Raw genomic sequence first — 25,388 nt, 5'->3', positions numbered from 1 at the left:
TTGCTGTTTTCACTATCTGTATTTGCAGCATTAAGACCTTTTTTACTTGAAATAACTGTCGATAATACATCAAAAACAGCTAGTAAATCAGGGCTTTTGATTTATGGGATAATAATGGGAATTTCGCTTTTACTGGAAACTATTTCACAGTTCTATTTTGTATATTGGGCAAACTGGTTGGGTCAAGATATCATAAAAGATATTCGGACAAAATTATTCAAACACTTGTTGAGTTTCAGAATGAAATATTTTGATAATGCACCTGTTGGGCAATTAGTGACTCGGTCGGTTTCTGATATTGAACAAATCGCTCGAATCTTAGTCAAGGGTTATTCATGATTTTTAGTGATTTGATGAAGATGTTCATTTGCATCATTGTAATGTTTTACATGAACTGGCATCTTTCAATGATTGTAGTAATTGCCATTCCAATATTGGTTTATATCACAAGAATTTTTCAACGCAAAATGCAAGTTGCTTTTGAAGAAGTAAGAACTCAAGTAGCCAACATGAATACGTTTATTCAGGAACGTGTTACCGGAATGAAGATTGTGCAACTTTTCAATCGAGAAGAAATAGAATATGAGAAGTTTAAAGAAATTAATAATAAACACAAACAATGCTTGGATTAAAACTATTTTCTATAACTCTATCTTCTTCCCCATTGCTGATATTATTTCTTCAATAACCTTAGGAGCCATTATTTTATATGGCGGAATGCAAATTGTAAACGGAAACCCATTTACAACAGTTGGTCAAATGATTTCTTATACTATGTTTATCGGAATGCTCTTCAATCCGTTGCGCCAAATCGCTGATAAATTCAACGAAATGCAAATGGGAATGATTTCGGCAAACCGTGTTTTTGATATTTTAGATTCTGACAGTGATGTTCAGCATGATGGAACAAAAACGGCTAGTCATTTTCATGGAAATATTCAATTTGAAAACGTTCGCTTTGGTTATATCGATAATGAAGAAGTTCTGAAAGGAATCAATCTAAAAGTCAATGCTGGTGAAACGATAGCTATTGTTGGTGCCACAGGTGCAGGAAAATCAACCATTATCAATCTCTTAAATCGGTTTTACGAAATTAATTCGGGTGCTATTTACATTGATGACGAAAATATTAATGATTTCCAGTTGGAAAGTTTACGTGCTCAAATTGCCATTGTCCTTCAGGATGTTTTTCTTTTTGCCGATACCATTCACAATAATATCACGCTGAATAATCCAGCTATAACTAGAGAAGATGTAATTGTGGCTGCCAAAAAAATCGGGATTCACAAGTTCATAAAAAGTCTGCCAAACGGCTATGACTATGATGTAAAAGAACGTGGCGTTATGCTGTCTTCGGGTCAGCGTCAACTAATTGCTTTTCTTCGGGCTTACATGAGTAATCCGAGTATTTTGATTTTGGATGAAGCGACTTCTTCTATTGATACTTACAGCGAAGAATTAATCCAAAAAGCTACCGAAACCATTACCAAAGGCAGGACTTCAATAGTAATTGCGCATCGATTGGCAACCATTATCAAAGCGGATAAAATTATTGTAATGGACAAAGGCCAGATTGTAGAAGAAGGAACGCATCAAGAGTTAGTTAACAAAACAGAGGGTTATTATAAAAAATTATATGATTCACAGTTTGCCACTGAAGTTGAATAAATTATGAAGACATTTCAGCAAATAAAAAAGAACCTGAAGAATGATTTTTCATCTTTAAAAAAATAAAGGTTGCCGTTCTGGGCGACACAGCTACTCAGTTTTTGACTCAAGCCTTAAAAGGATTAGGATTTGACAAAGGATTTGATTTACAAATTTGGGAGTCCGATTTCAATCAAATTGAACAACAAGTTAGTGATCCTAATTCGGAGCTTTATGATTTTAAGCCGGAGATTGTTATTGTTTTTCAATCTTCGCATAAATTATTATCCAAATACAACAAGTTAAAACCAGAAACCTGCTCATCATTAGCGAACGATGAAATAGATTCGATTGGATTTATGTTGGAAAACCTGAGCATCCAGTTAGACGCCAAAATCATCTATTACAATTACACTGAAATTGACGATGCTGTTTTTGGAAGTTATGCTTTAAAAACTGAATCTTCTTTTTTATTTCAATTGCGAAAACTGAATTTTGAATTGATGCAGTTTGCTACCGAAAACGCTAATTTTTATTTGTGTGACCTTTCGACTATTCAAAACCAAATAGGGAAATCCAACTTTTTTCAAAGTTCTATTTATATTAATACTGAAATGGTATTGAGTCTCGATGCCCTACCATTAATAGCTTCAAGAACATTGAATATAATCGAATCGTTAAACGGTAATTTCAAAAAATGCGTGATTTTAGATTTGGATAACACTATCTGGGGCGGCATTATTGGAGATGATGGTATCGAGAATATTCAGATTGGAAGTTTAGGCATTGGAAAAGCATTTTCAGAATTTCAATATTGGATAAAAAAATTAAAAAGCCGTGGAATCATAATAGCCGTTTGCAGTAAAAATACCGAATCAGTAGCGAAAGAACCTTTTGAAAAACATCCTGATATGGTATTGCGATTAGATGACATTTCTGTCTTTATAGCCAATTGGGAAAACAAGGCAGACAATATCCGCCAAATTCAAAACATCTTAAATATTGGTTTTGATTCGATGGTTTTTTTAGATGACAATCCGTTTGAACGCAACATCGTTCGCGAAAATATTCCAGGCATTACAGTTCCTGAATTGCCCGAAGATCCGGCAGATTATCTGGAATATCTTTATACTTTAAATCTTTTTGAAACCGTTTCGTTTTCTGGTGAAGATACCGAGCGAACTAAAATGTATCAAATTGAAGCCAAAAGAGCCAACATCCAACAAAAATTTACCAATGAAGAAGATTTCCTAAAAAGCCTTAATATGGTTTCATTAGTTGAACCTTTTAATAAATTTAATAACCCCAGAGTTGCCCAACTTTCTCAGCGTTCTAATCAATTCAATTTGAGAACCATTCGCTATACAGATGCTGATATTGAAAAAGTTTGCTTATCTGACCAGCATTTTACTTTTACCTTTACTCTTGAAGACAAATACGGCGATAACGGATTGATTTGTGTAATTATTTTAAAACAGGAAATGGAACACACCCTATTCGTTGACACTTGGTTTATGAGTTGCCGGGTTTTGAAACGCACTATGGAGAATTTTGTTTTGAATACGTTAGTAAATTTTGGTTTGGAACATAATTTTACAACACTAAAAGGAGAATATATCCCGACACCCAAAAATGAAATGGTGGCCAATCATTATGAAAACTTAGGGTTTCAAAAAGCAGCTCATTTCTGGGAACTGGATTTGAAAAATTATTCCAATAAAAAAACATATATTTCGAAAAAATAATAGCATGAGCAAAGCCGACATTATAAAAGAAGTAACCGATATATTTATTGATGTTCTTGACAACGAAGACATCGTTTTAAACGAGTCTACACAAGCCAAAGATATAGAGGATTGGGATTCCTTAAATCATATCCAACTAGTAGTTGCCATTGAAAAACATTTTAAAATTCGTTTTACTTCTAAGGAAATTCAAAGCTGGAATAATGTGGGTGAAATGTTGAATTGCATTCAGGAAAAAGGAATATGATGTTTAAAGTTGATGATACTTTTGTAGCCAATTTTATAGTTTCTGAGGAAATTTATAATGGGTTCGTTGTACTTTTCAAAGACAAAAATCCACTACACACTAATCGTCAATTTGCAACCGAAAATGGTTTTAAATCCGAAGTAATGCACGGCAATATTTTAAACGGATTTCTATCGTATTTTATTGGTGAATGTTTGCCTATCAAAAATGTCATCATTCATTCCCAGGAAATCCAGTTTAAAAATGCCGTTTATCTAAACGACAAATTAGAATTCAATGCCAAAGTAACTGGCATATACGAATCAGTGAAAGCGGTAGAATTTAAATATGATTTTAAGAATGCAGACGGTAAAATAGTGGCTAAAGGTAAAATTCAAATAGGCTTATTGGAATGAATATACTGATAACTGGTGGTGCGTCCGGGCTTGGAGAAGCCATTACTAAAACTCTGGCCAAGAATGAAAATAACGTGGTTTATTTTACATTCAACAAGTCAGTGGCTGCTGCAAAAAAATTAGAAAAGCAATTCAAAAATGTCAAGGGAATTCAATGCAACTTTGAAGAAGAAAGCACTTTAAAATCATTGTCAGAAATCATAAATGAACTTGACTTAGACGTTGTTATACACAATGCCTACAACGGTGACTATTTAAAATCCCATTTTCATAAAATAGATTCGAATGATTTTTTGACGGATTTTAAAGCTAATGTTATCCCAGTTGTGGAAATTTCTCAAGCTGCTATAACCCATTTCAGAAAGAAAAAAAGCGGAAAAATAATTACCATATTGACATCTGCATTGCAAGGTATGCCACCAATTGGTTCGGCTGTATATACTTCCAACAAGGCCTATTTGGAAAAACTGACTCAAGTTTGGGCCAATGAAAATACCAAATTTAATATTACGTCCAACTCCATTTCGCCTTCTTTTATGGAAACTGCAATGACCAGTGCAACAGACGATAGAGTAAAAGAACAAATGATAGAAAGCAATCCTTTAAAAAGATTATTGACCACAAATGAAGTTGCAGAAGCGGTTCAATTTCTAGTAAATGATGTGACACAAATCAATGGTAAGGATTTCGTAATTAACGCGGGAAGCATTTTAAAATAAGGGAATTATGATTTTCAACTCCATACCTTTTGTTTTATTTTTTTCACTGTTCTTTTGTTTGTATTGGTTTGTTACCAACAAAAATCTAAAAACACAAAACGTATTAATACTAATAGGTAGTTATTTTTTTTATGCTTGGTCTGATTGGCGTTTACTTTCGTTTTTGATTGGTGTTTCGGCACTCAATTATTTTTTAGGAATTAAAATTGAAACTACCTCAAATCCAAAATGGAGAAAGGTTTTTCTTTATATTGGCCTGCTTCAAGGGATTGGCGGCTTGTTGTTTTTTAAATATTATAATTTTTTCATCATCTCATTTAACGAAGCTCTTTCCATTGGATTACCCACATTGAAAATCCTGGTTCCATTAGGCATAAGTTTCTTTACTTTTAGAACCATCAGTTACTTATTAGATATTGATAAAGGAAAACAAAAAGCTACTACTGATTGGATAATTTTCTTCAATTATGTAGCCTTTTTTCCTTCCTTACTTTCCGGACCTATTGATAAAGCCAACAAGCTGATTCCACAATTGGAAAAAAGTAGAACATTTGACTATAACATTGCTGTTGACGGTTTGCGTCAGATATTATGGGGACTATTCAAGAAAGTGGTCATTGCCAATAATTGTGCTGTCATTACTTCGGAAGTATTTGCTAATTATCACAACTTACCTGCAAGTTCGCTTTTAATCGGAACCTTTTTATACACCATTCAAATCTATGCTGATTTCTCTGGATATTCGGATATGGCGATTGGTTTTGCCAATTTGTTGGGGATTAAGATTACCAAAAACTTTGACTTTCCTTTCTTTGCCCAAAACATTGCTGACTTCTGGAGGAGATGGCATATTTCATTGACATCATGGTTGACAGAATATGTATTTACGCCTTTGTGTATTTATTTTAGAGATTACAATAATTTAGGTTTGATTCTGGCTATTGTTATCAATTTTACGCTTATCGGAATTTGGCATGGCGCCAATTGGACGTATATCTTATTCGGATTTCTTCATGGTCTATATTATATTCCGTTGATATTGAAAGATACTCTGAATAAGAAGAAAAAATTGGGTGCAACTTCTTTTCCCAGTTTTTTAGAAGTATTCAACATGATGAAAACATTCGTTTTAGTGATGTTTACTTTTGTCATTTTTAAATCCAATAGCATTACAGAAGCAGTCCATTTTTATAAAAGCATTTTTTCAAAATCATTAATGCAATTGCCAGTGTTTAAGGGTGTATCTGTGATTTATTTTGTATCACTGTTACTTTATATTTTGTTCTTATTTGTACTGGAATGGAATGCCAGAAAAAAAGAACACGCCTTAGAGAATTTTGGCATTGGACTTCTAAAACCAATTCGATGGACTCTTTATAGCGGACTGGTACTGGTTATTTATTATTTTTCGAGTATCGTTTCCAATCAAGATTTTATATACTTTCAATTTTAAAATGAAACCGTTTCTTAAAAATATATTTTTATTTGTGCTCTTGATAATAGGAATCATTTCAGTGGTTCAGATTGCCATATCCTATAGAATTGATGGCAAAACTGTAACAGGTTACGACACTTTAGAATCTACAGCAAATACCAACGCCGATTTGGTTTGCTTGGGAAGTTCAAGATGCTGGGCACATTTTGACCCTCGTTTTTTTGAAAGCAACTATCATATTAAAACTATAAATATTGGTATGAACGGCCATTCCGATTTGACCGCTACACTACTTCGTTTACAAAATTATTTATCCAGAAACAAAGCTCCAAAATTTGCCATTCTAAACATTGATCCATTTGTAAGTGCTGGCAGTCTCACTAATAATACCAATTTTGTCACTAAAAATCAATATGCGCGTTATGCCTTTTTTCCGAATGAAAAAGACAACCCTTTTTGAATTATTTTAAATTTGACAACTATGAAAAATATGTTCCGCTTTATGCTTTGTTCAAATATCAGTTGTTTGCCGATTGCTTAACATTGAAAAATGCCAATTCTTTTAAAGCGGGATTTGAATTAAATGATGAAAAGTGGGATACTATTAAATATCCTATTACGGCTCAAGCCAAAAGATATTTTTTTAAACAAAAAGACATTCCACAGCTAGAACATTGCTTGAAAATACTTCAAAATTTATGTCAAAAAAACAACATCCAATTATTTTGCATACAAACACCTGCTTACCAAATTACTTATGATAGTGCCACATTTGAAAAGCCAAAGACATTTTGTGCTAAATTGGGCATTCCTTTTATTGATGCGAATTATGAATCGATAAGAACAAAAACCGACTATTTTTATAACGTGATGCATCTCAATAAAAAAGGCGTTATTGAAATGAATAAACTGCTCAAGAATGAAAAAGAATTAGCTGAGTTTTTAAAATAAATCCATAAATTCGCAGTCTCAATTAATTTAGAAAATTATACACAATGACACGAGCTTTTTGCGACTGCATTTTGTACAAATAACAAATAAATAAGCACAAAATGAAATACGATATTATTGTTTTAGGAAGTGGTCCTGGCGGTTATGTTACTGCTATTCGCGCTTCACAATTGGGCTTTAAAGTAGCCGTAATCGAAAAGGAAAGCCTTGGTGGGATTTGCCTAAATTGGGGTTGTATTCCAACCAAAGCGCTTCTTAAATCGGCACAAGTTTTTGATTACCTAAAACATGCTTCTGATTATGGATTAACTATCAAAGAATTTGACAAAGATTTCTCAGCGGTTGTAAAACGTTCAAGAGATGTTGCTGACGGAATGAGCAAAGGTGTTCAGTTCTTAATGAAAAAAAATAAAATCGATGTTATTGATGGTTTCGGAAAACTAAAACCTGGAAAGAAAGTTGACGTTACCGATAAAGACAAAAAAGTTACTGAATACTCAGCTGATCACATTATCATAGCAACTGGTGCACGTTCTCGTGAATTGCCAAACTTGCCGCAAGATGGTGTAAAAGTAATTGGTTACCGTCAAGCGATGACATTGCCAACACAACCAAAGAAAATGATTGTTGTAGGTTCAGGAGCAATCGGTGTCGAGTTTGCTCATTTCTACAACGCCATGGGAACAGAAGTTACCATTGTTGAATTCATGCCAAATGTGGTTCCGGTGGAAGATGAAGATATTTCAAAGCAATTCGAGCGTTCATTAAAAAAAGCAGGGATTACAATAATGACCAATTCTTCTGTAGAAAGAATTGATACTTCGGGCAAAGGTGTAAAAGCTTTTGTAAAAACAGCCAAAGGTGAAGAAATTTTGGAAGCTGATATTTTACTTTCGGCTGTTGGAATTAAAACTAATATTGAAAACATAGGTTTAGAAGAAGTTGGCATTGCAACCGATAAAGATAAAATTTTGGTAAACGCTTATAATCAAACAAATGTTCCAGGATATTATGCTATTGGTGATGTAACTCCAGGTCAAGCTTTGGCTCACGTTGCTTCGGCAGAAGGAATTAATTGTGTGGAGAAAATTGCAGGTTTACACGTAGAACCAATTGATTACGGAAATGTTCCAGGCTGTACTTATGCTACTCCGGAAATTGCTTCTGTTGGTTTAACCGAAAAACAAGCTAAAGAAAAAGGATACGAATTAAAAATTGGAAAATTCCCATTCTCAGCTTCAGGAAAAGCAAAAGCTGCCGGAACTCCGGATGGTTTTGTAAAAGTTATTTTTGATGCCAAATATGGCGAATGGTTGGGTTGCCACATGATTGGTGCCGGTGTTACTGATATGATTGCAGAAGCTGTTGTTGCCCGTAAACTCGAAACTACGGGACATGAAATCCTAAAATCAATCCATCCGCACCCAACTATGAGCGAAGCCGTTATGGAAGCAGTTGCTGATGCATACGGAGAAGTGATTCATTTGTAAATATACCTTAAAAGGTATTTTAAGTAATCCGTTTTGTGAAAGCAAAACGGATTTTTTTATACCTAAAAGCCTTAAAGTATGATATATATCATTGGATTTGATTTGAATATATTCTTAACTTTCATATGGGAAATTGGAGTCCAGACACCAAATTAAAAAACGGGGTGGAACTGAAAAACCATACGAGTAGGAATTTTAATCTTTATCAAAATGAAAAATATTATTTTATTTATCGGACTGGTAATTTTGGGATTATACAATTTTACCGCATATGGTCAGGGAAGCTGGAATTTACAAACAAATCCAGTTGCAGCAACATCTAGTCTTGGTAAGTTGCAATTTGTAAGCGCCTCAGAGGGATGGATTTCCATTTCTAATGGTTTTCTACTTCATACTATAAATGGAGGTGCAACATGGACTGAAATGGTAAAACCTTTTCCTGGTGATGTTATTGGTTCTATGTCTGACCCTGGACTAAATATTAGTTTTATTAATCCATCAACCGGATGGGTTTTAAAATCTTTTGGAACTTACGACAACCCTCTTGGTGCTGTCGTTTATAAAACAACTAATGGCGGTGCTAATTGGAATAGAACCGTACTTTCAAATACAACTGGTGATTTAGCTATTCAAATACAATTTGTAGATGCCAATAATGGTTGGGCTTTATATTATAACATGATTACCGGAACACCTACTTTTCTTAAAACTACTAATGGTGGAACAACATGGGAAACAACCAATGGTGCCGGAATATTTTATTATGTTAATACCAATATTGGTTGGGCATATTCTGCTGGCCCAAGTCAGTTGCCTCCCTACTCTATCTACAAAACAGTTGATGGTGGTAGCAGTTGGACACCACAGTTTACTGATAATAGCGCAGGTGAATTAAATGCTATGCAATTTTCAGACTTAAACAATGGATGGGTTGTAGGCAGTAAAGGTAAAATATTTAAAACAACTAACGGTGGAACCAATTGGACTGCAGTAACTAATACTGGTATCACTTCAAGTTATGATAGTAAAACTTTATATTTTATGAACTCCTCAACCGGATGGATTGGAAGTAAACTAAATGGTAGTCCAGGCAATGCCATTGTACTTAAAACTACTGATGGAGGTGCCAGTTGGATAACTCAAAATACTCCTGCTTTGAATCCGTTTAGTATTTCATTTTGGGATGAAAACAATGGTTGGCTCACCTCTGATGATAATAAAATTGTAAATTACAGTATTACAACAGGTAGCTATAATAACGCAACTTTAAACGGACCTTGGTTTGTGTATGCTGATGTAACCCCAATAGACCCTTTTAATGATAATTTTCTTTATTTAGTTTTTGATGGAAATGGAAGTATTACAGATTTGAGCGGTTTTGGAGGTCCTTGGACTGGTAATTATTCTGTTAGTCCAAGTGGTATAATTTCAGGATATATATATGGTGGAGGTAATGTATATCCTATGAACGGACAACTTACATCAAATACTGAAGGCACAACACAACTAGTTGGTCAAAATTGGAGATTGCATAAAATAGCAAACCCAGGTGCGCTAAAAGATAAAATTGTGGGAACGCTTACTACTGATGATTGTGGCGGAAGAAACGTAACCCTTAGTATAGACAGTAATGGCAACATAATTTCAGCAATAGGATTAACAGGACCAGTTACCGGAAGAGTTTATACAGATTTAGGTGTATACATAGGGCACATGACAACTGGAGAAGGAATTCATTGGAGTGAATTAACTATAACAGGATACTACAGCAATAATAATTTAATTGGTCATCTCGGATTAGACGCAGATCAAGTCACTTGTGTCAATGGAGTTTCAAATTTTGTTCGCTCTGATAACTTAGGTATTTATGATGTAATCAATGATAAAAAAATTACCATTTATCCAAATCCAAACAATGGAACATTCACTTTGAACTTCCCAAATATTGGTGCTGAATTTCAAATTGAGATATATGATATCATTGGTCATAAAGTCTTCTCATCAAGACAAACATCTTCAGAAATTAACTTTAATGCTACATCAAAAGGTATTTACTTCTTGAAAGTTAATGATGGTAAAGATGTATATAAAGGAAAAGTAATTATTGAGTAACAGGATTTATTAACAATACAAATCCGTCTCTCACTGAGGCGGATTTTTTTGTTAATAAATATTAATTCCCATAGATAATTAGCAATCAATATTTTATAAATTTAATAGTCAAAAAACTAATCAATAACTAACCATTAAATTTATTACTTATGAAGAAAATCCAATTATTAAAAATCGTTTGTGCTTCTTTAATTTTAGTAAGCATGAGTTGTAAAAAAGCAGAAGAAACTCCTGCCGAAACAGCAAAACCTACATTTGATTTAGCTGCAGAAAAAACTGCAGTTGAGGCAGGATACAGAGAATTTGAAAAGGCTTTTAATGCAAAAGATTCAGTTACACTGGCTAATTGCTATGCCACAGATGCTAAGTTTATGCCACAAAGCAGCAAAGCTGTTGAAGGCAGACCAGCAATTCAAAAAGAATTTACACAATGGTTTAAAGGCGATACACCACAGATTGCTATTAAGCTTGTTGAGCTTTGGGGTAACGAAACCAATCTAACTGCCGAAAACTCATGGACCATGACCGGTAAGGACGGAAAAGTAGTTGATGAAGGAAAATCAATAGAACTCTATAAAAAAGAAGAAGGCAAATGGAAGCTATTACGTGATTGCTATAATTCGAATATGCCACAGGCCAAATAGATTTCTACTTTTAAAAAATAAAAAAACCGCCAATAAGGCGGTTTTCTATTTTAAATTACAACGGAATATTTCCGTGTTTTCGTTTAGGCAAATCAACTACTTTATTTTCAAGCATACTAAATGCTTTTAATAATTTTCTACGAGTGTTTTTTGGCAAAATAACTTCATCTATAAAACCACGTTGCGCAGCGGTGTAGGGATTAGCAAATAGCTCAGCATATTCTGCTTCTTTTTCCAATAATTTTGCTGCTGGATCTAGTGCTTCTGAAATTTCTTTTTTGAAAATAATTTCCGACGCTCCTTTAGCTCCCATAACAGCTATTTCGGCACTTGGCCATGCGAAATTCATATCCGCACCAATGTGTTTTGAGTTCATCACGTCATAGGCACCACCATAAGCTTTTCTTGTAATGACTGTAACTCTTGGAACAGTTGCTTCACTAAAGGCGTATAATAATTTTGCTCCATGAACAATAATCCCATTCCACTCTTGGTCAGTTCCGGGTAAAAAACCAGGTACATCTTCTAAAACCAACAATGGAATATTGAAACAATCACAAAAACGCACAAATCGTGCACCTTTGATTGAAGATTTAACATCTAAGCATCCTGCTAAAAACTTTGGATTATTAGCCACAATTCCAATACTTCTTCCTCCTAATCTAGCAAAACCAACAATAATATTTTCAGCATAATCTTTATGAATTTCAAAAAAAGAATCTTCGTCGATGATGTTGGAAATTACATCATGCATGTCATAAGGTTTATTGGCATTATCCGGAACAATCGTATCTAATTTTTCACGCACTTCGTCATTAGTTACATAAGGCAATTTTGGTGTTACTTCCCGGTTATTTGGGGCATATAACTTAATAATCTTTTAATATCTTCCAGACATTCAACACCATTAGGGGAAGTGATATGTGCGACACCTGATTTTGTTGAATGTGTACTTGCACCTCCTAATTCTTCTGAAGTAACTTCTTCGTTAGTTACTGTTTTTACAACATTTGGACCTGTAACAAACATATAACTGTTGCCTTCAACCATCATCGTAAAATCAGTCATCGCAGGCGAATAAACAGCTCCTCCCGCACAAGGTCCCATTATGGCCGAAATTTGTGGAATAATACCGCTAGATTGTACATTTCTATAAAAAATATCAGCATAGCCACCAAGCGAACGTACACCTTCTTGTATACGTGCTCCACCGGAATCATTCAGGCCAATCATTGGTGCACCGCTGCGCAATGCCATATCCATAACTTTACAAATTTTCTCAGCATGTGTTTCTGATAATGATCGATCATTATCAGAAACACATCATGCTGAGAAAATTTGTAAAGTTATGGATATGGCATTGCGCAGCGGTGCACCAATGATTGGCCTGAATGATTCGGTGGAGCACGTATACAAGAAGGTGTACGTTCGCTTGGTGGCTATGCTGATATTTTTTATAGAAATGTACAATCTAGCGGTATTATTCCACAAATTTCGGCCATAATGGGACCTTGTGCGGGAGGAGCTGTTTATTCGCCTGCGATGACTGATTTTACGATGATGGTTGAAGGCAACAGTTATATGTTTGTTACAGGTCCAAATGTTGTAAAAACAGTAACTAACGAAGAAGTTACTTCAGAAGAATTAGGAGGTGCAAGTACACATTCAACAAAATCAGGTGTCGCACATATCACTTCCCCTAATGGTGTTGAATGTCTGGAAGATATTAAAAGATTATTAAGTTATATGCCCCAAAATAACCGGGAAGTAACACCAAAATTGCCTTATGTAACTAATGACGAAGTGCGTGAAAAATTAGATACGATTGTTCCGGATAATGCCAATAAACCTTATGACATGCATGATGTAATTTCCAACATCATCGACGAAGATTCTTTTTTGAAATTCATAAAGATTATGCTGAAAATATTATTGTTGGTTTTGCTAGATTAGGAGGAAGAAGTATTGGAATTGTGGCTAATAATCCAAAGTTTTTAGCAGGATGCTTAGATGTTAAATCTTCAATCAAAGGTGCACGATTTGTGCGTTTTTGTGATTGTTTCAATATTCCATTGTTGGTTTTAGAAGATGTACCTGGTTTTTTACCCGGAACTGACCAAGAGTGGAATGGGATTATTGTTCATGGAGCAAAATTATTATACGCCTTTAGTGAAGCAACTGTTCCAAGAGTTACAGTCATTACAAGAAAAGCTTATGGTGGTGCCTATGACGTGATGAACTCAAAACACATTGGTGCGGATATGAATTTCGCATGGCCAAGTGCCGAAATAGCTGTTATGGGAGCTAAAGGAGCGTCGGAAATTATTTTCAAAAAAGAAATTTCAGAAGCACTAGATCCAGCAGCAAAATTATTGGAAAAAAGAGCAGAATATGCTGAGCTATTTGCTAATCCCTACACCGCTGCGCAACGTGGTTTTATAGATGAAGTTATTTTGCCAAAAAACACTCGTAGAAAATTATTAAAAGCATTTAGTATGCTTGAAAATAAAGTAGTTGATTTGCCTAAACGAAAACACGGAAATATTCCGTTGTAATTTAAAATAGAAAACCGCCTTATTGGCGGTTTTTTATTTTTTTAAAAGTAGAAATCTATTTGGCCTGTGGCATATTCGAATTATAGCAATCACGTAATAGCTTCCATTTGCCTTCTTCTTTTTATAGAGTTCTATTGATTTTCCTTCATCAACTACTTTTCCGTCCTTACCGGTCATGGTCCATGAGTTTTCGGCAGTTAGATTGGTTTCGTTACCCCAAAGCTCAACAAGCTTAATAGCAATCTGTGGTGTATCGCCTTTAAACCATTGTGTAAATTCTTTTTGAATTGCTGGTCTGCCTTCAACAGCTTTGCTGCTTTGTGGCATAAACTTAGCATCTGTGGCATAGCAATTAGCCAGTGTAACTGAATCTTTTGCATTAAAAGCCTTTTCAAATTCTCTGTATCCTGCCTCAACTGCAGTTTTTTCTGCAGCTAAATCAAATGTAGGTTTTGCTGTTTCGGCAGGAGTTTCTTCTGCTTTTTTACAACTCATGCTTACTAAAATTAAAGAAGCACAAACGATTTTTAATAATTGGATTTTCTTCATAAGTAATAAATTTAATGGTTAGTTATTGATTAGTTTTTTGACTATTAAATTTATAAAATATTGATTGCTAATTATCTATGGGAATTAATATTTATTAACAAAAAAATCCGCCTCAGTGAGAGACGGATTTGTATTGTTAATAAATCCTGTTACTCAATAATTACTTTTCCTTTATATACATCTTTACCATCATTAACTTTCAAGAAGTAAATACCTTTTGATGTAGCATTAAAGTTAATTTCTGAAGATGTTTGTCTTGATGAGAAGACTTTATGACCAATGATATCATATATCTCAATTTGAAATTCAGCACCAATATTTGGGAAGTTCAAAGTGAATGTTCCATTGTTTGGATTTGGATAAATGGTAATTTTTTTATCATTGATTACATCATAAATACCTAAGTTATCAGAGCGAACAAAATTTGAAACTCCATTGACACAAGTGACTTGATCTGCGTCTAATCCGAGATGACCAATTAAATTATTATTGCTGTAGTATCCTGTTATAGTTAATTCACTCCAATGAATTCCTTCTCCAGTTGTCATGTGCCCTATGTATACACCTAAATCTGTATAAACTCTTCCGGTAACTGGTCCTGTTAATCCTATTGCTGAAATTATGTTGCCATTACTGTCTATACTAAGGGTTACGTTTCTTCCGCCACAATCATCAGTAGTAAGCGTTCCCACAATTTTATCTTTTAGCGCACCTGGGTTTGCTATTTTATGCAATCTCCAATTTTGACCAACTAGTTGTGTTGTGCCTTCAGTATTTGATGTAAGTTGTCCGTTCATAGGATATACATTACCTCCACCATATATATATCCTGAAATTATACCACTTGGACTAACAGAATAATTACCAGTCCAAGGACCTCCAAAACCGCTCAAATCTGTAATACTTCCATTTCCATCAAAAACTAAATAAAGAAAATTATCATTAAAAGGGTCTATTGGGGTTACATCAGCATACACAAACCAAGGTCCGTTTAAAGTTGCGTTATTATAGCTACCTGTTGTAATACTGTAATTTACAATTTTATTATCATCAGAGGTGAGCCAACCATTGTTTTCATCCCAAAATGAAATACTAAACGGATTCAAAGCAGGAGTATTTTGAGTTATCCAACTGGCACCTCCATCAGTAGTTTTAAGTACAATGGCATTGCCTGGACTACCATTTAGTTTACTTCCAATCCATCCGGTTGAGGAGTTCATAAAATATAAAGTTTTACTATCATAACTTGAAGTGATACCAGTATTAGTTACTGCAGTCCAATTGGTTCCACCGTTAGTTGTTTTAAATATTTTACCTTTACTGCCTACAACCCATCCATTGTTTAAGTCTGAAAATTGCATAGCATTTAATTCACCTGCGCTATTATCAGTAAACTGTGGTGTCCAACTGCTACCACCATCAACTGTTTTGTAGATAGAGTAGGGAGGCAACTGACTTGGGCCAGCAGAATATGCCCAACCAATATTGGTATTAACATAATAAAATATTCCGGCACCATTGGTTGTTTCCCATGTTGTTCCACCATTAGTAGTTTTAAGAAAAGTAGGTGTTCCGGTAATCATGTTATAATATAAAGCCCAACCATTATTGGCATCTACAAATTGTATTTGAATAGCTAAATCACCAGTTGTATTTGAAAGTACGGTTCTATTCCAATTAGCACCGCCATTAGTTGTTTTATAAACGACAGCACCAAGAGGGTTGTCGTAAGTTCCAAAAGATTTTAAAACCCATCCGGTTGATGGATTAATAAAACTAATATTTAGTCCAGGGTCAGACATAGAACCAATAACATCACCAGGAAAAGGTTTTACCATTTCAGTCCATGTTGCACCTCCATTTATAGTATGAAGTAGAAAACCATTAGAAATGGAAATCCATCCCTCTGAGGCGCTTACAAATTGCAACTTACCAAGACTAGATGTTGCTGCAACTGGATTTGTTTGTAAATTCCAGCTTCCCTGACCATATGCGGTAAAATTGTATAATCCCAAAATTACCAGTCCGATAAATAAAATAATATTTTTCATTTTGATAAAGATTAAAATTCCTACTCGTATGGTTTTTCAGTTCCACCCCGTTTTTTAATTTGGTGTCTGGACTCCAATTTCCCATATGAAAGTTAAGAATATATTCAAATCAAATCCAATGATATATATCATACTTTAAGGCTTTTAGGTATAAAAAAATCCGTTTTGCTTTCACAAAACGGATTACTTAAAATACCTTTTAAGGTATATTTACAAATGAATCACTTCTCCGTATGCATCAGCAACTGCTTCCATAACGGCTTCGCTCATAGTTGGGTGCGGATGGATTGATTTTAGGATTTCATGTCCCGTAGTTTCGAGTTTACGGGCAACAACAGCTTCTGCAATCATATCAGTAACACCGGCACCAATCATGTGGCAACCCAACCATTCGCCATATTTGGCATCAAAAATAACTTTTACAAAACCATCCGGAGTTCCGGCAGCTTTTGCTTTTCCTGAAGCTGAGAATGGGAATTTTCCAATTTTTAATTCGTATCCTTTTTCTTTAGCTTGTTTTTCGGTTAAACCAACAGAAGCAATTTCCGGAGTAGCATAAGTACAGCCTGGAACATTTCCGTAATCAATTGGTTCTACGTGTAAACCTGCAATTTTCTCCACACAATTAATTCCTTCTGCCGAAGCAACGTGAGCCAAAGCTTGACCTGGAGTTACATCACCAATAGCATAATATCCTGGAACATTTGTTTGATTATAAGCGTTTACCAAAATTTTATCTTTATCGGTTGCAATGCCAACTTCTTCTAAACCTATGTTTTCAATATTAGTTTTAATTCCAACAGCCGAAAGTAAAATATCAGCTTCCAAAATTTCTTCACCTTTGGCTGTTTTTACAAAAGCTTTTACACCTTTGCCCGAAGTATCAATTCTTTCTACAGAAGAATTGGTCATTATTGTAATCCCTGCTTTTTTTAATGAACGCTCGAATTGCTTTGAAATATCTTCATCTTCCACCGGAACCACATTTGGCATGAATTCAACAATGGTAACTTCTGTTCCCATGGCGTTGTAGAAATGAGCAAACTCGACACCGATTGCTCCTGAACCTACAACAATCATTTTCTTTGGTTGTGTTGGCAATGTCATCGCTTGACGGTAACCAATTACTTTTACACCATCTTGCGGCAAGTTTGGCAATTCACGAGAACGTGCACCAGTTGCTATGATAATGTGATCAGCTGAGTATTCAGTAACTTTTTTGTCTTTATCGGTAACGTCAACTTTCTTTCCAGGTTTTAGTTTTCCGAAACCATCAATAACATCGATTTTATTTTTTTTCATTAAGAACTGAACACCTTTGCTCATTCCGTCAGCAACATCTCTTGAACGTTTTACAACCGCTGAGAAATCTTTGTCAAATTCTTTGATAGTTAATCCATAATCAGAAGCATGTTTTAGGTAATCAAAAACTTGTGCCGATTTAAGAAGCGCTTTGGTTGGAATACAACCCCAATTTAGGCAAATCCCACCAAGGCTTTCCTTTTCGATTACGGCTACTTTAAAGCCCAATTGTGAAGCGCGAATAGCAGTAACATAACCGCCAGGACCACTTCCTAAAACAATAATATCGTATTTCATTTTGTGCTTATTTATTTGTTATTTGTACAAAATGCAGTCGCAAAAAGCTCGTGTCATTGTGTATAATTTTCTAAATTAATTGAGACTGCGAATTTATGGATTTATTTTAAAAACTCAGCTAATTCTTTTTCATTCTTGAGCAGTTTATTCATTTCAATAACGCCTTTTTTATTGAGATGCATCACGTTATAAAAATAGTCGGTTTTTGTTCTTATCGATTCATAATTCGCATCAATAAAAGGAATGCCCAATTTAGCACAAAATGTCTTTGGCTTTTCAAATGTGGCACTATCATAAGTAATTTGGTAAGCAGGTGTTTGTATGCAAAATAATTGGATGTTGTTTTTTTGACATAAATTTTGAAGTATTTTCAAGCAATGTTCTAGCTGTGGAATGTCTTTTTGTTTAAAAAAATATCTTTTGGCTTGAGCCGTAATAGGATATTTAATAGTATCCCACTTTTCATCATTTAATTCAAATCCCGCTTTAAAAGAATTGGCATTTTTCAATGTTAAGCAATCGGCAAACAACTGATATTTGAACAAAGCATAAAGCGGAACATATTTTTCATAGTTGTCAAATTTAAAATAATTCAAAAAAAGGTTGTCTTTTTCATTCGGAAAAAAGGCATAACGCGCATATTGATTTTTAGTGACAAAATTGGTATTATTAGTGAGACTGCCAGCACTTACAAATGGATCAATGTTTAGAATGGCAAATTTTGGAGCTTTGTTTCTGGATAAATAATTTTGTAAACGAAGTAGTGTAGCGGTCAAATCGGAATGGCCGTTCATACCAATATTTATAGTTTTAATATGATAGTTGCTTTCAAAAAAACGAGGGTCAAAATGTGCCCAGCATCTTGAACTTCCCAAGCAAACCAAATCGGCGTTGGTATTTGCTGTAGATTCTAAAGTGTCGTAACCTGTTACAGTTTTGCCATCAATTCTATAGGATATGGCAATCTGAACCACTGAAATGATTCCTATTATCAAGAGCACAAATAAAAATATATTTTTAAGAAACGGTTTCATTTTAAAATTGAAAGTATATAAAATCTTGATTGGAAACGATACTCGAAAAATAATAAATAACCAGTACCAGTCCGCTATAAAGAGTCCATCGAATTGGTTTTAGAAGTCCAATGCCAAAATTCTCTAAGGCGTGTTCTTTTTTTCTGGCATTCCATTCCAGTACAAATAAGAACAAAATATAAAGTAACAGTGATACAAAATAAATCACAGATACACCCTTAAACACTGGCAATTGCATTAATGATTTTGAAAAAATGCTTTTATAAAAATGGACTGCTTCTGTAATGCTATTGGATTTAAAAATGACAAAAGTAAACATCACTAAAACGAATGTTTTCATCATGTTGAATACTTCTAAAAAACTGGGAAAAGAAGTTGCACCCAATTTTTTCTTCTTATTCAGAGTATCTTTCAATATCAACGGAATATAATATAGACCATGAAGAAATCCGAATAAGATATACGTCCAATTGGCGCCATGCCAAATTCCGATAAGCGTAAAATTGATAACAATAGCCAGAATCAAACCTAAATTATTGTAATCTCTAAAATAAATACACAAAGGCGTAAATACATATTCTGTCAACCATGATGTCAATGAAATATGCCATCTCCTCCAGAAGTCAGCAATGTTTTGGGCAAAGAAAGGAAAGTCAAAGTTTTTGGTAATCTTAATCCCCAACAAATTGGCAAAACCAATCGCCATATCCGAATATCCAGAGAAATCAGCATAGATTTGAATGGTGTATAAAAAGGTTCCGATTAAAAGCGAACTTGCAGGTAAGTTGTGATAATTAGCAAATACTTCCGAAGTAATGACAGCACAATTATTGGCAATGACCACTTTCTTGAATAGTCCCCATAATATCTGACGCAAACCGTCAACAGCAATGTTATAGTCAAATGTTCTACTTTTTTCCAATTGTGGAATCAGCTTGTTGGCTTTATCAATAGGTCCGGAAAGTAAGGAAGGAAAAAAGGCTACATAATTGAAGAAAATTATCCAATCAGTAGTAGCTTTTTGTTTTCCTTTATCAATATCTAATAAGTAACTGATGGTTCTAAAAGTAAAGAAACTTATGCCTAATGGAACCAGGATTTTCAATGTGGGTAATCCAATGGAAAGAGCTTCGTTAAATGAGATGATGAAAAAATTATAATATTTAAAAAACAACAAGCCGCCAATCCCTTGAAGCAGGCCAATATAAAGAAAAACCTTTCTCCATTTTGGATTTGAGGTAGTTTCAATTTTAATTCCTAAAAAATAATTGAGTGCCGAAACACCAATCAAAAACGAAAGTAAACGCCAATCAGACCAAGCATAAAAAAAATAACTACCTATTAGTATTAATACGTTTTGTGTTTTTAGATTTTTGTTGGTAACAAACCAATACAAACAAAAGAACAGTGAAAAAAATAAAACAAAAGGTATGGAGTTGAAAATCATAATTCCCTTATTTTAAAATGCTTCCCGCGTTAATTACGAAATCCTTACCATTGATTTGTGTCACATCATTTACTAGAAATTGAACCGCTTCTGCAACTTCATTTGTGGTCAATAATCTTTTTAAAGGATTGCTTTCTATCATTTGTTCTTTTACTCTATCGTCTGTTGCACTGGTCATTGCAGTTTCCATAAAAGAAGGCGAAATGGAGTTGGACGTAATATTAAATTTGGTATTTTCATTGGCCCAAACTTGAGTCAGTTTTTCCAAATAGGCCTTGTTGGAAGTATATACAGCCGAACCAATTGGTGGCATACCTTGCAATGCAGATGTCAATATGGTAATTATTTTTCCGCTTTTTTTCTTTCTGAAATGGGTTATAGCAGCTTGAGAAATTTCCACAACTGGGATAACATTAGCTTTAAAATCCGTCAAAAAATCATTCGAATCTATTTTATGAAAATGGGATTTTAAATAGTCACCGTTGTAGGCATTGTGTATAACAACGTCTAAGTCAAGTTCATTTATGATTTCTGACAATGATTTTAAAGTGCTTTCTTCTTCAAAGTTGCATTGAATTCCCTTGACATTTTTGAATTGCTTTTCTAATTTTTTTGCAGCAGCCACTGACTTGTTGAATGTAAAATAAACCACGTTATTTTCATTCTTGGCCAGAGTTTTAGTAATGGCTTCTCCAAGCCCGGACGCACCACCAGTTATCAGTATATTCATTCCAATAAGCCTATTTGAATTTTACCTTTAGCCACTATTTTACCGTCTGCATTCTTAAAATCATATTTAAATTCTACCGCTTTCACTGATTCGTATATGCCAGTTACTTTGGCATTGAATTCTAATTTGTCGTTTAGATAAACGGCATTTTTAAACTGGATTTCCTGGGAATGAATGATGACATTTTTGATAGGCAAACATTCACCAATAAAATACGATAGAAATCCGTTTAAAATATTGCCGTGCATTACTTCGGATTTAAAACCATTTTCGGTTGCAAATTGACGATTAGTGTGTAGTGGATTTTTGTCTTTGAAAAGTACAACGAACCCATTATAAATTTCCTCAGAAACTATAAAATTGGCTACAAAAGTATCATCAACTTTAAACATCATATTCCTTTTTCCTGAATGCAATTCAACATTTCACCCACATTATTCCAGCTTTGAATTTCCTTAGAAGTAAAACGAATTTTAAAATGTTTTTCAATGGCAACTACTAGTTGGATATGATTTAAGGAATCCCAATCCTCTATATCTTTGGCTTGTGTAGACTCGTTTAAAACGATGTCTTCGTTGTCAAGAACATCAATAAATATATCGGTTACTTCTTTTATAATGTCGGCTTTGCTCATGCTATTATTTTTTCGAAATATATGTTTTTTTTATTGGAATAATTTTTCAAATCCAGTTCCCAGAAATGAGCTGCTTTTTGAAACCCTAAGTTTTCATAATGATTGGCCACCATTTCATTTTTGGGTGTCGGGATATATTCTCCTTTTAGTGTTGTAAAATTATGTTCCAAACCAAAATTTACTAACGTATTCAAAACAAAATTCTCCATAGTGCGTTTCAAAACCCGGCAACTCATAAACCAAGTGTCAACGAATAGGGTGTGTTCCATTTCCTGTTTTAAAATAATTACACAAATCAATCCGTTATCGCCGTATTTGTCTTCAAGAGTAAAGGTAAAAGTAAAATGCTGGTCAGATAAGCAAACTTTTTCAATATCAGCATCTGTATAGCGAATGGTTCTCAAATTGAATTGATTAGAACGCTGAGAAAGTTGGGCAACTCTGGGGTTATTAAATTTATTAAAAGGTTCAACTAATGAAACCATATTAAGGCTTTTTAGGAAATCTTCTTCATTGGTAAATTTTTGTTGGATGTTGGCTCTTTTGGCTTCAATTTGATACATTTTAGTTCGCTCGGTATCTTCACCAGAAAACGAAACGGTTTCAAAAAGATTTAAAGTATAAAGATATTCCAGATAATCTGCCGGATCTTCGGGCAATTCAGGAACTGTAATGCCTGGAATATTTTCGCGAACGATGTTGCGTTCAAACGGATTGTCATCTAAAAAAACCATCGAATCAAAACCAATATTTAAGATGTTTTGAATTTGGCGGATATTGTCTGCCTTGTTTTCCCAATTGGCTATAAAGACAGAAATGTCATCTAATCGCAATACCATATCAGGATGTTTTTCAAAAGGTTCTTTCGCTACTGATTCGGTATTTTTACTGCAAACGGCTATTATGATTCCACGGCTTTTTAATTTTTTTATCCAATATTGAAATTCTGAAAATGCTTTTCCAATGCCTAAACTTCCAATCTGAATATTCTCGATACCATCATCTCCAATAATGCCGCCCCAGATAGTGTTATCCAAATCTAAAATCACGCATTTTTTGAAATTACCGTTTAACGATTCGATTATATTCAATGTTCTTGAAGCTATTAATGGTAGGGCATCGAGACTCAATACCATTTCAGTATTAATATAAATAGAACTTTGAAAAAAGTTGGATTTCCCTATTTGGTTTTGAATAGTCGAAAGGTCACACAAATAAAAATTAGCGTTTTCGGTAGCAAACTGCATCAATTCAAAATTCAGTTTTCGCAATTGAAATAAAAAAGAAGATTCAGTTTTTAAAGCATAACTTCCAAAAACAGCATCGTCAATTTCAGTGTAATTGTAATAGATGATTTTGGCGTCTAACTGGATGCTCAGGTTTTCCAACATAAATCCAATCGAATCTATTTCATCGTTCGCTAATGATGAGCAGGTTTCTGGTTTTAACTTGTTGTATTTGGATAATAATTTATGCGAAGATTGAAAAACAATAACAATCTCCGGCTTAAAATCATAAAGCTCCGAATTAGGATCACTAACTTGTTGTTCAATTTGATTGAAATCGGACTCCCAAATTTGTAAATCAAATCCTTTGTCAAATCCTAATCCTTTTAAGGCTTGAGTCAAAAACTGAGTAGCTGTGTCGCCCAGAACGGCAACCTTTATTTTTTTTAAAGATGAAAAATCATTCTTCAGGTTCTTTTTTATTTGCTGAAATGTCTTCATAATTTATTCAACTTCAGTGGCAAACTGTGAATCATATAATTTTTTTATAATAACCCTCTGTTTTGTTAACTAACTCTTGATGCGTTCCTTCTTCTACAATCTGGCCTTTGTCCATTACAATAATTTTATCCGCTTTGATAATGGTTGCCAATCGATGCGCAATTACTATTGAAGTCCTGCCTTTGGTAATGGTTTCGGTAGCTTTTTGGATTAATTCTTCGCTGTAAGTATCAATAGAAGAAGTCGCTTCATCCAAAATCAAAATACTCGGATTACTCATGTAAGCCCGAAGAAAAGCAATTAGTTGACGCTGACCCGAAGACAGCATAACGCCACGTTCTTTTACATCATAGTCATAGCCGTTTGGCAGACTTTTTATGAACTTGTGAATCCCGATTTTTTTGGCAGCCACAATTACATCTTCTCTAGTTATAGCTGGATTATTCAGCGTGATATTATTGTGAATGGTATCGGCAAAAAGAAAAACATCCTGAAGGACAATGGCAATTTGAGCACGTAAACTTTCCAACTGGAAATCATTAATATTTTCGTCATCAATGTAAATAGCACCCGAATTAATTTCGTAAAACCGATTTAAGAGATTGATAATGGTTGATTTTCCTGCACCTGTGGCACCAACAATAGCTATCGTTTCACCAGCATTGACTTTTAGATTGATTCCTTTCAGAACTTCTTCATTATCGATATAACCAAAGCGAACGTTTTCAAATTGAATATTTCCATGAAAATGACTAGCCGTTTTTGTTCCATCATGCTGAACATCACTGTCAGAATCTAAAATATCAAAAACACGGTTTGCCGAAATCATTCCCATTTGCATTTCGTTGAATTTATCAGCGATTTGGCGCAACGGATTGAAGAGCATTCCGATAAACATAGTATAAGAAATCATTTGACCAACTGTTGTAAATGGGTTTCCGTTTACAATTTGCATTCCGCCATATAAAATAATGGCTCCTAAGGTTATTGAAGAAATAATATCAGCAATGGGGAAGAAGATAGAGTTATAGAAAATAGTTTTAATCCAAGCATTGTTGTGTTTATTATTAATTTCTTTAAACTTCTCATATTCTATTTCTTCTCGATTGAAAAGTTGCACAATCTTCATTCCGGTAACACGTTCCTGAATAAACGTATTCATGTGGCTACTTGAGTTCTTACTTCTTCAAAAGCAACTTGCATTTTGCGTTGAAAAATTCTTGTGATATAAACCAATATTGGAATGGCAATTACTACAATCATTGAAAGATGCCAGTTCATGTAAAACATTACAATGATGCAAATGAACATCTTCATCAAATCACTAAAAATCATGAATAACCCTTGACTAAAGATTCGAGCGATTTGTTCAATATCAGAAACCGACCGAGTCACTAATTGCCCAACAGGTGCATTATCAAAATATTTCATTCTGAAACTCAACAAGTGTTTGAATAATTTTGTCCGAATATCTTTTATGATATCTTGACCCAACCAGTTTGCCCAATATACAAAATAGAACTGTGAAATAGTTTCCAGTAAAAGCGAAATTCCCATTATTATCCCATAAATCAAAAGCCCTGATTTACTAGCTGTTTTGATGTATTTATCGACAGTTATTTCAAGTAAAAAAGGTCTTAATGCTGCAAATACAGATAGTGAAACAGCAAAGAAAAT

General features: G+C 34.2%; 19 protein-coding genes and 4 pseudogenes. 12 read left to right on the top strand and 11 right to left on the bottom strand.

Features of this window, described 5'->3' with window-relative positions; translation table 11 throughout:
- The 11 genes and pseudogenes from QWY90_RS00300 to QWY90_RS00250 all read left to right on the top strand — a co-directional run.
- Nucleotides 1–1,668 (top strand): annotated as a pseudogene (locus QWY90_RS00300) (ABC transporter ATP-binding protein); the annotation flags it as partial.
- A gap of 50 nt (nt 1,669–1,718) precedes the next feature.
- Nucleotides 1,719–3,392, top strand: a complete 1,674-nt coding sequence (locus tag QWY90_RS00295; RefSeq protein WP_336622135.1) for an HAD-IIIC family phosphatase — start codon at nt 1,719–1,721, stop codon at nt 3,390–3,392.
- A 4-nt stretch (nt 3,393–3,396) separates the two neighbouring features.
- Nucleotides 3,397–3,639, top strand: coding sequence for an acyl carrier protein (locus QWY90_RS00290; protein WP_290283862.1), 243 nt, complete (start codon nt 3,397–3,399; stop codon nt 3,637–3,639).
- Entirely contained in the window at nt 3,636–4,034 is a 399-nt protein-coding gene (locus tag QWY90_RS00285; protein WP_290283863.1) for a MaoC/PaaZ C-terminal domain-containing protein, read from the top strand. The genes QWY90_RS00290 and QWY90_RS00285 overlap by 4 nt, the downstream gene beginning before the upstream one ends.
- On the top strand, nt 4,031–4,753 hold the full coding sequence (locus QWY90_RS00280) for an SDR family NAD(P)-dependent oxidoreductase (RefSeq protein WP_290283864.1): 723 nt from the start codon (nt 4,031–4,033) through the stop codon (nt 4,751–4,753). Before QWY90_RS00285 ends, QWY90_RS00280 begins: the two co-directional genes overlap by 4 nt.
- A 7-nt stretch (nt 4,754–4,760) precedes the next feature.
- Entirely contained in the window at nt 4,761–6,206 is a 1,446-nt protein-coding gene (locus tag QWY90_RS00275) for an MBOAT family O-acyltransferase (RefSeq protein ID WP_290283865.1), read from the top strand.
- A 34-nt stretch (nt 6,207–6,240) separates the two neighbouring features.
- Nucleotides 6,241–6,648, top strand: coding sequence for a hypothetical protein (locus QWY90_RS00270; RefSeq protein ID WP_290283872.1), 408 nt, complete (start codon nt 6,241–6,243; stop codon nt 6,646–6,648).
- Entirely contained in the window at nt 6,645–7,139 is a 495-nt protein-coding gene (locus QWY90_RS00265; RefSeq protein ID WP_290283871.1) for a hypothetical protein, read from the top strand. The genes QWY90_RS00270 and QWY90_RS00265 overlap by 4 nt, the downstream gene beginning before the upstream one ends.
- Nucleotides 7,140–7,240: 101 nt before the next feature.
- The gene (gene lpdA / locus QWY90_RS00260; protein ID WP_290283867.1) at nt 7,241–8,629 is read left to right on the top strand and encodes a dihydrolipoyl dehydrogenase; all 1,389 of its coding nucleotides are present in this window, start codon (nt 7,241–7,243) and stop codon (nt 8,627–8,629) included.
- 210 nt (nt 8,630–8,839) lie between these two features.
- On the top strand, nt 8,840–10,741 hold the full coding sequence (locus QWY90_RS00255) for a T9SS type A sorting domain-containing protein (RefSeq protein ID WP_290283868.1): 1,902 nt from the start codon (nt 8,840–8,842) through the stop codon (nt 10,739–10,741).
- A gap of 149 nt (nt 10,742–10,890) precedes the next feature.
- The gene (locus tag QWY90_RS00250; RefSeq protein WP_290283870.1) at nt 10,891–11,385 is read left to right on the top strand and encodes a YybH family protein; all 495 of its coding nucleotides are present in this window, start codon (nt 10,891–10,893) and stop codon (nt 11,383–11,385) included.
- 55 nt (nt 11,386–11,440) lie between these two features.
- Here QWY90_RS00250 and QWY90_RS00245 read toward each other — a convergent pair.
- A pseudogene (locus QWY90_RS00245) lies at nt 11,441–12,687 on the bottom strand (acyl-CoA carboxylase subunit beta); the annotation flags it as partial.
- A 4-nt stretch (nt 12,688–12,691) separates the two neighbouring features.
- On the opposite strand from QWY90_RS00245, the pseudogene QWY90_RS00240 reads away from it, so the two are divergent.
- A pseudogene (locus QWY90_RS00240) lies at nt 12,692–13,940 on the top strand (acyl-CoA carboxylase subunit beta); the annotation flags it as partial.
- A 33-nt stretch (nt 13,941–13,973) separates the two neighbouring features.
- Here the strand turns inward: QWY90_RS00240 and QWY90_RS00235 are convergent.
- From QWY90_RS00235 to QWY90_RS00190, 10 genes and pseudogenes are all read right to left on the bottom strand, one after another.
- The gene (locus QWY90_RS00235) at nt 13,974–14,489 is read right to left on the bottom strand and encodes a YybH family protein (protein WP_290283869.1); all 516 of its coding nucleotides are present in this window, start codon (nt 14,487–14,489) and stop codon (nt 13,974–13,976) included.
- Between the two features lie 149 nt (nt 14,490–14,638).
- Nucleotides 14,639–16,540, bottom strand: coding sequence for a T9SS type A sorting domain-containing protein (locus QWY90_RS00230; protein WP_290283868.1), 1,902 nt, complete (start codon nt 16,538–16,540; stop codon nt 14,639–14,641).
- Between the two features lie 210 nt (nt 16,541–16,750).
- Complete coding sequence (gene lpdA, locus QWY90_RS00225) at nt 16,751–18,139, bottom strand: dihydrolipoyl dehydrogenase (protein ID WP_290283867.1); 1,389 nt, start codon at nt 18,137–18,139, stop codon at nt 16,751–16,753.
- Nucleotides 18,140–18,240: 101 nt separating this feature from the next.
- Nucleotides 18,241–19,140: a hypothetical protein gene (locus QWY90_RS00220; RefSeq protein WP_290283866.1), complete on the bottom strand. Its 900-nt coding sequence runs from the start codon at nt 19,138–19,140 to the stop codon at nt 18,241–18,243.
- A 34-nt stretch (nt 19,141–19,174) separates the two neighbouring features.
- Nucleotides 19,175–20,620 carry an MBOAT family O-acyltransferase gene (locus tag QWY90_RS00215; protein WP_290283865.1) on the bottom strand — a complete coding sequence of 482 codons (1,446 nt, stop codon included), beginning with the start codon at nt 20,618–20,620 and terminating at the stop codon, nt 19,175–19,177.
- Between the two features lie 7 nt (nt 20,621–20,627).
- Nucleotides 20,628–21,350: an SDR family NAD(P)-dependent oxidoreductase gene (locus tag QWY90_RS00210; protein WP_290283864.1), complete on the bottom strand. Its 723-nt coding sequence runs from the start codon at nt 21,348–21,350 to the stop codon at nt 20,628–20,630.
- Complete coding sequence (locus QWY90_RS00205) at nt 21,347–21,745, bottom strand: MaoC/PaaZ C-terminal domain-containing protein (RefSeq protein ID WP_290283863.1); 399 nt, start codon at nt 21,743–21,745, stop codon at nt 21,347–21,349. Before QWY90_RS00205 ends, QWY90_RS00210 begins: the two co-directional genes overlap by 4 nt.
- Nucleotides 21,742–21,984 (bottom strand): acyl carrier protein, encoded by a 243-nt coding sequence (locus tag QWY90_RS00200; RefSeq protein ID WP_290283862.1) that lies wholly within the window; start codon nt 21,982–21,984, stop codon nt 21,742–21,744. The genes QWY90_RS00205 and QWY90_RS00200 overlap by 4 nt, the downstream gene beginning before the upstream one ends.
- Nucleotides 21,981–23,711, bottom strand: coding sequence for an HAD-IIIC family phosphatase (locus QWY90_RS00195; protein WP_290283861.1), 1,731 nt, complete (start codon nt 23,709–23,711; stop codon nt 21,981–21,983). Before QWY90_RS00195 ends, QWY90_RS00200 begins: the two co-directional genes overlap by 4 nt.
- Before the next feature lie 3 nt (nt 23,712–23,714).
- Nucleotides 23,715–25,388: pseudogene (locus tag QWY90_RS00190) on the bottom strand (ABC transporter ATP-binding protein); the annotation flags it as partial.

The sequence above is a fragment of the Flavobacterium paronense genome, from assembly GCF_030409795.1.
Taxonomy (GTDB): domain Bacteria; phylum Bacteroidota; class Bacteroidia; order Flavobacteriales; family Flavobacteriaceae; genus Flavobacterium; species Flavobacterium paronense.
This window is presented reverse-complemented; position numbering and strand designations above follow the sequence as displayed.

Coding starts and splice junctions, on each gene's coding strand:
- QWY90_RS00290 (WP_290283862.1), top strand. CDS start 3,397: ATGAGCAAAGCCGACATTATAAAAGAAGTAACCGATATATTTATTGAT.
- QWY90_RS00285 (WP_290283863.1), top strand. CDS start 3,636: ATGATGTTTAAAGTTGATGATACTTTTGTAGCCAATTTTATAGTTTCT.
- QWY90_RS00280 (WP_290283864.1), top strand. CDS start 4,031: ATGAATATACTGATAACTGGTGGTGCGTCCGGGCTTGGAGAAGCCATT.
- QWY90_RS00275 (WP_290283865.1), top strand. CDS start 4,761: ATGATTTTCAACTCCATACCTTTTGTTTTATTTTTTTCACTGTTCTTT.
- lpdA (WP_290283867.1), top strand. CDS start 7,241: ATGAAATACGATATTATTGTTTTAGGAAGTGGTCCTGGCGGTTATGTT.
- QWY90_RS00255 (WP_290283868.1), top strand. CDS start 8,840: ATGAAAAATATTATTTTATTTATCGGACTGGTAATTTTGGGATTATAC.
- QWY90_RS00250 (WP_290283870.1), top strand. CDS start 10,891: ATGAAGAAAATCCAATTATTAAAAATCGTTTGTGCTTCTTTAATTTTA.
- QWY90_RS00235 (WP_290283869.1), bottom strand. CDS start 14,489: ATGAAGAAAATCCAATTATTAAAAATCGTTTGTGCTTCTTTAATTTTA.
- QWY90_RS00230 (WP_290283868.1), bottom strand. CDS start 16,540: ATGAAAAATATTATTTTATTTATCGGACTGGTAATTTTGGGATTATAC.
- lpdA (WP_290283867.1), bottom strand. CDS start 18,139: ATGAAATACGATATTATTGTTTTAGGAAGTGGTCCTGGCGGTTATGTT.
- QWY90_RS00215 (WP_290283865.1), bottom strand. CDS start 20,620: ATGATTTTCAACTCCATACCTTTTGTTTTATTTTTTTCACTGTTCTTT.
- QWY90_RS00210 (WP_290283864.1), bottom strand. CDS start 21,350: ATGAATATACTGATAACTGGTGGTGCGTCCGGGCTTGGAGAAGCCATT.
- QWY90_RS00205 (WP_290283863.1), bottom strand. CDS start 21,745: ATGATGTTTAAAGTTGATGATACTTTTGTAGCCAATTTTATAGTTTCT.
- QWY90_RS00200 (WP_290283862.1), bottom strand. CDS start 21,984: ATGAGCAAAGCCGACATTATAAAAGAAGTAACCGATATATTTATTGAT.
- QWY90_RS00195 (WP_290283861.1), bottom strand. CDS start 23,711: ATGAAGACATTTCAGCAAATAAAAAAGAACCTGAAGAATGATTTTTCA.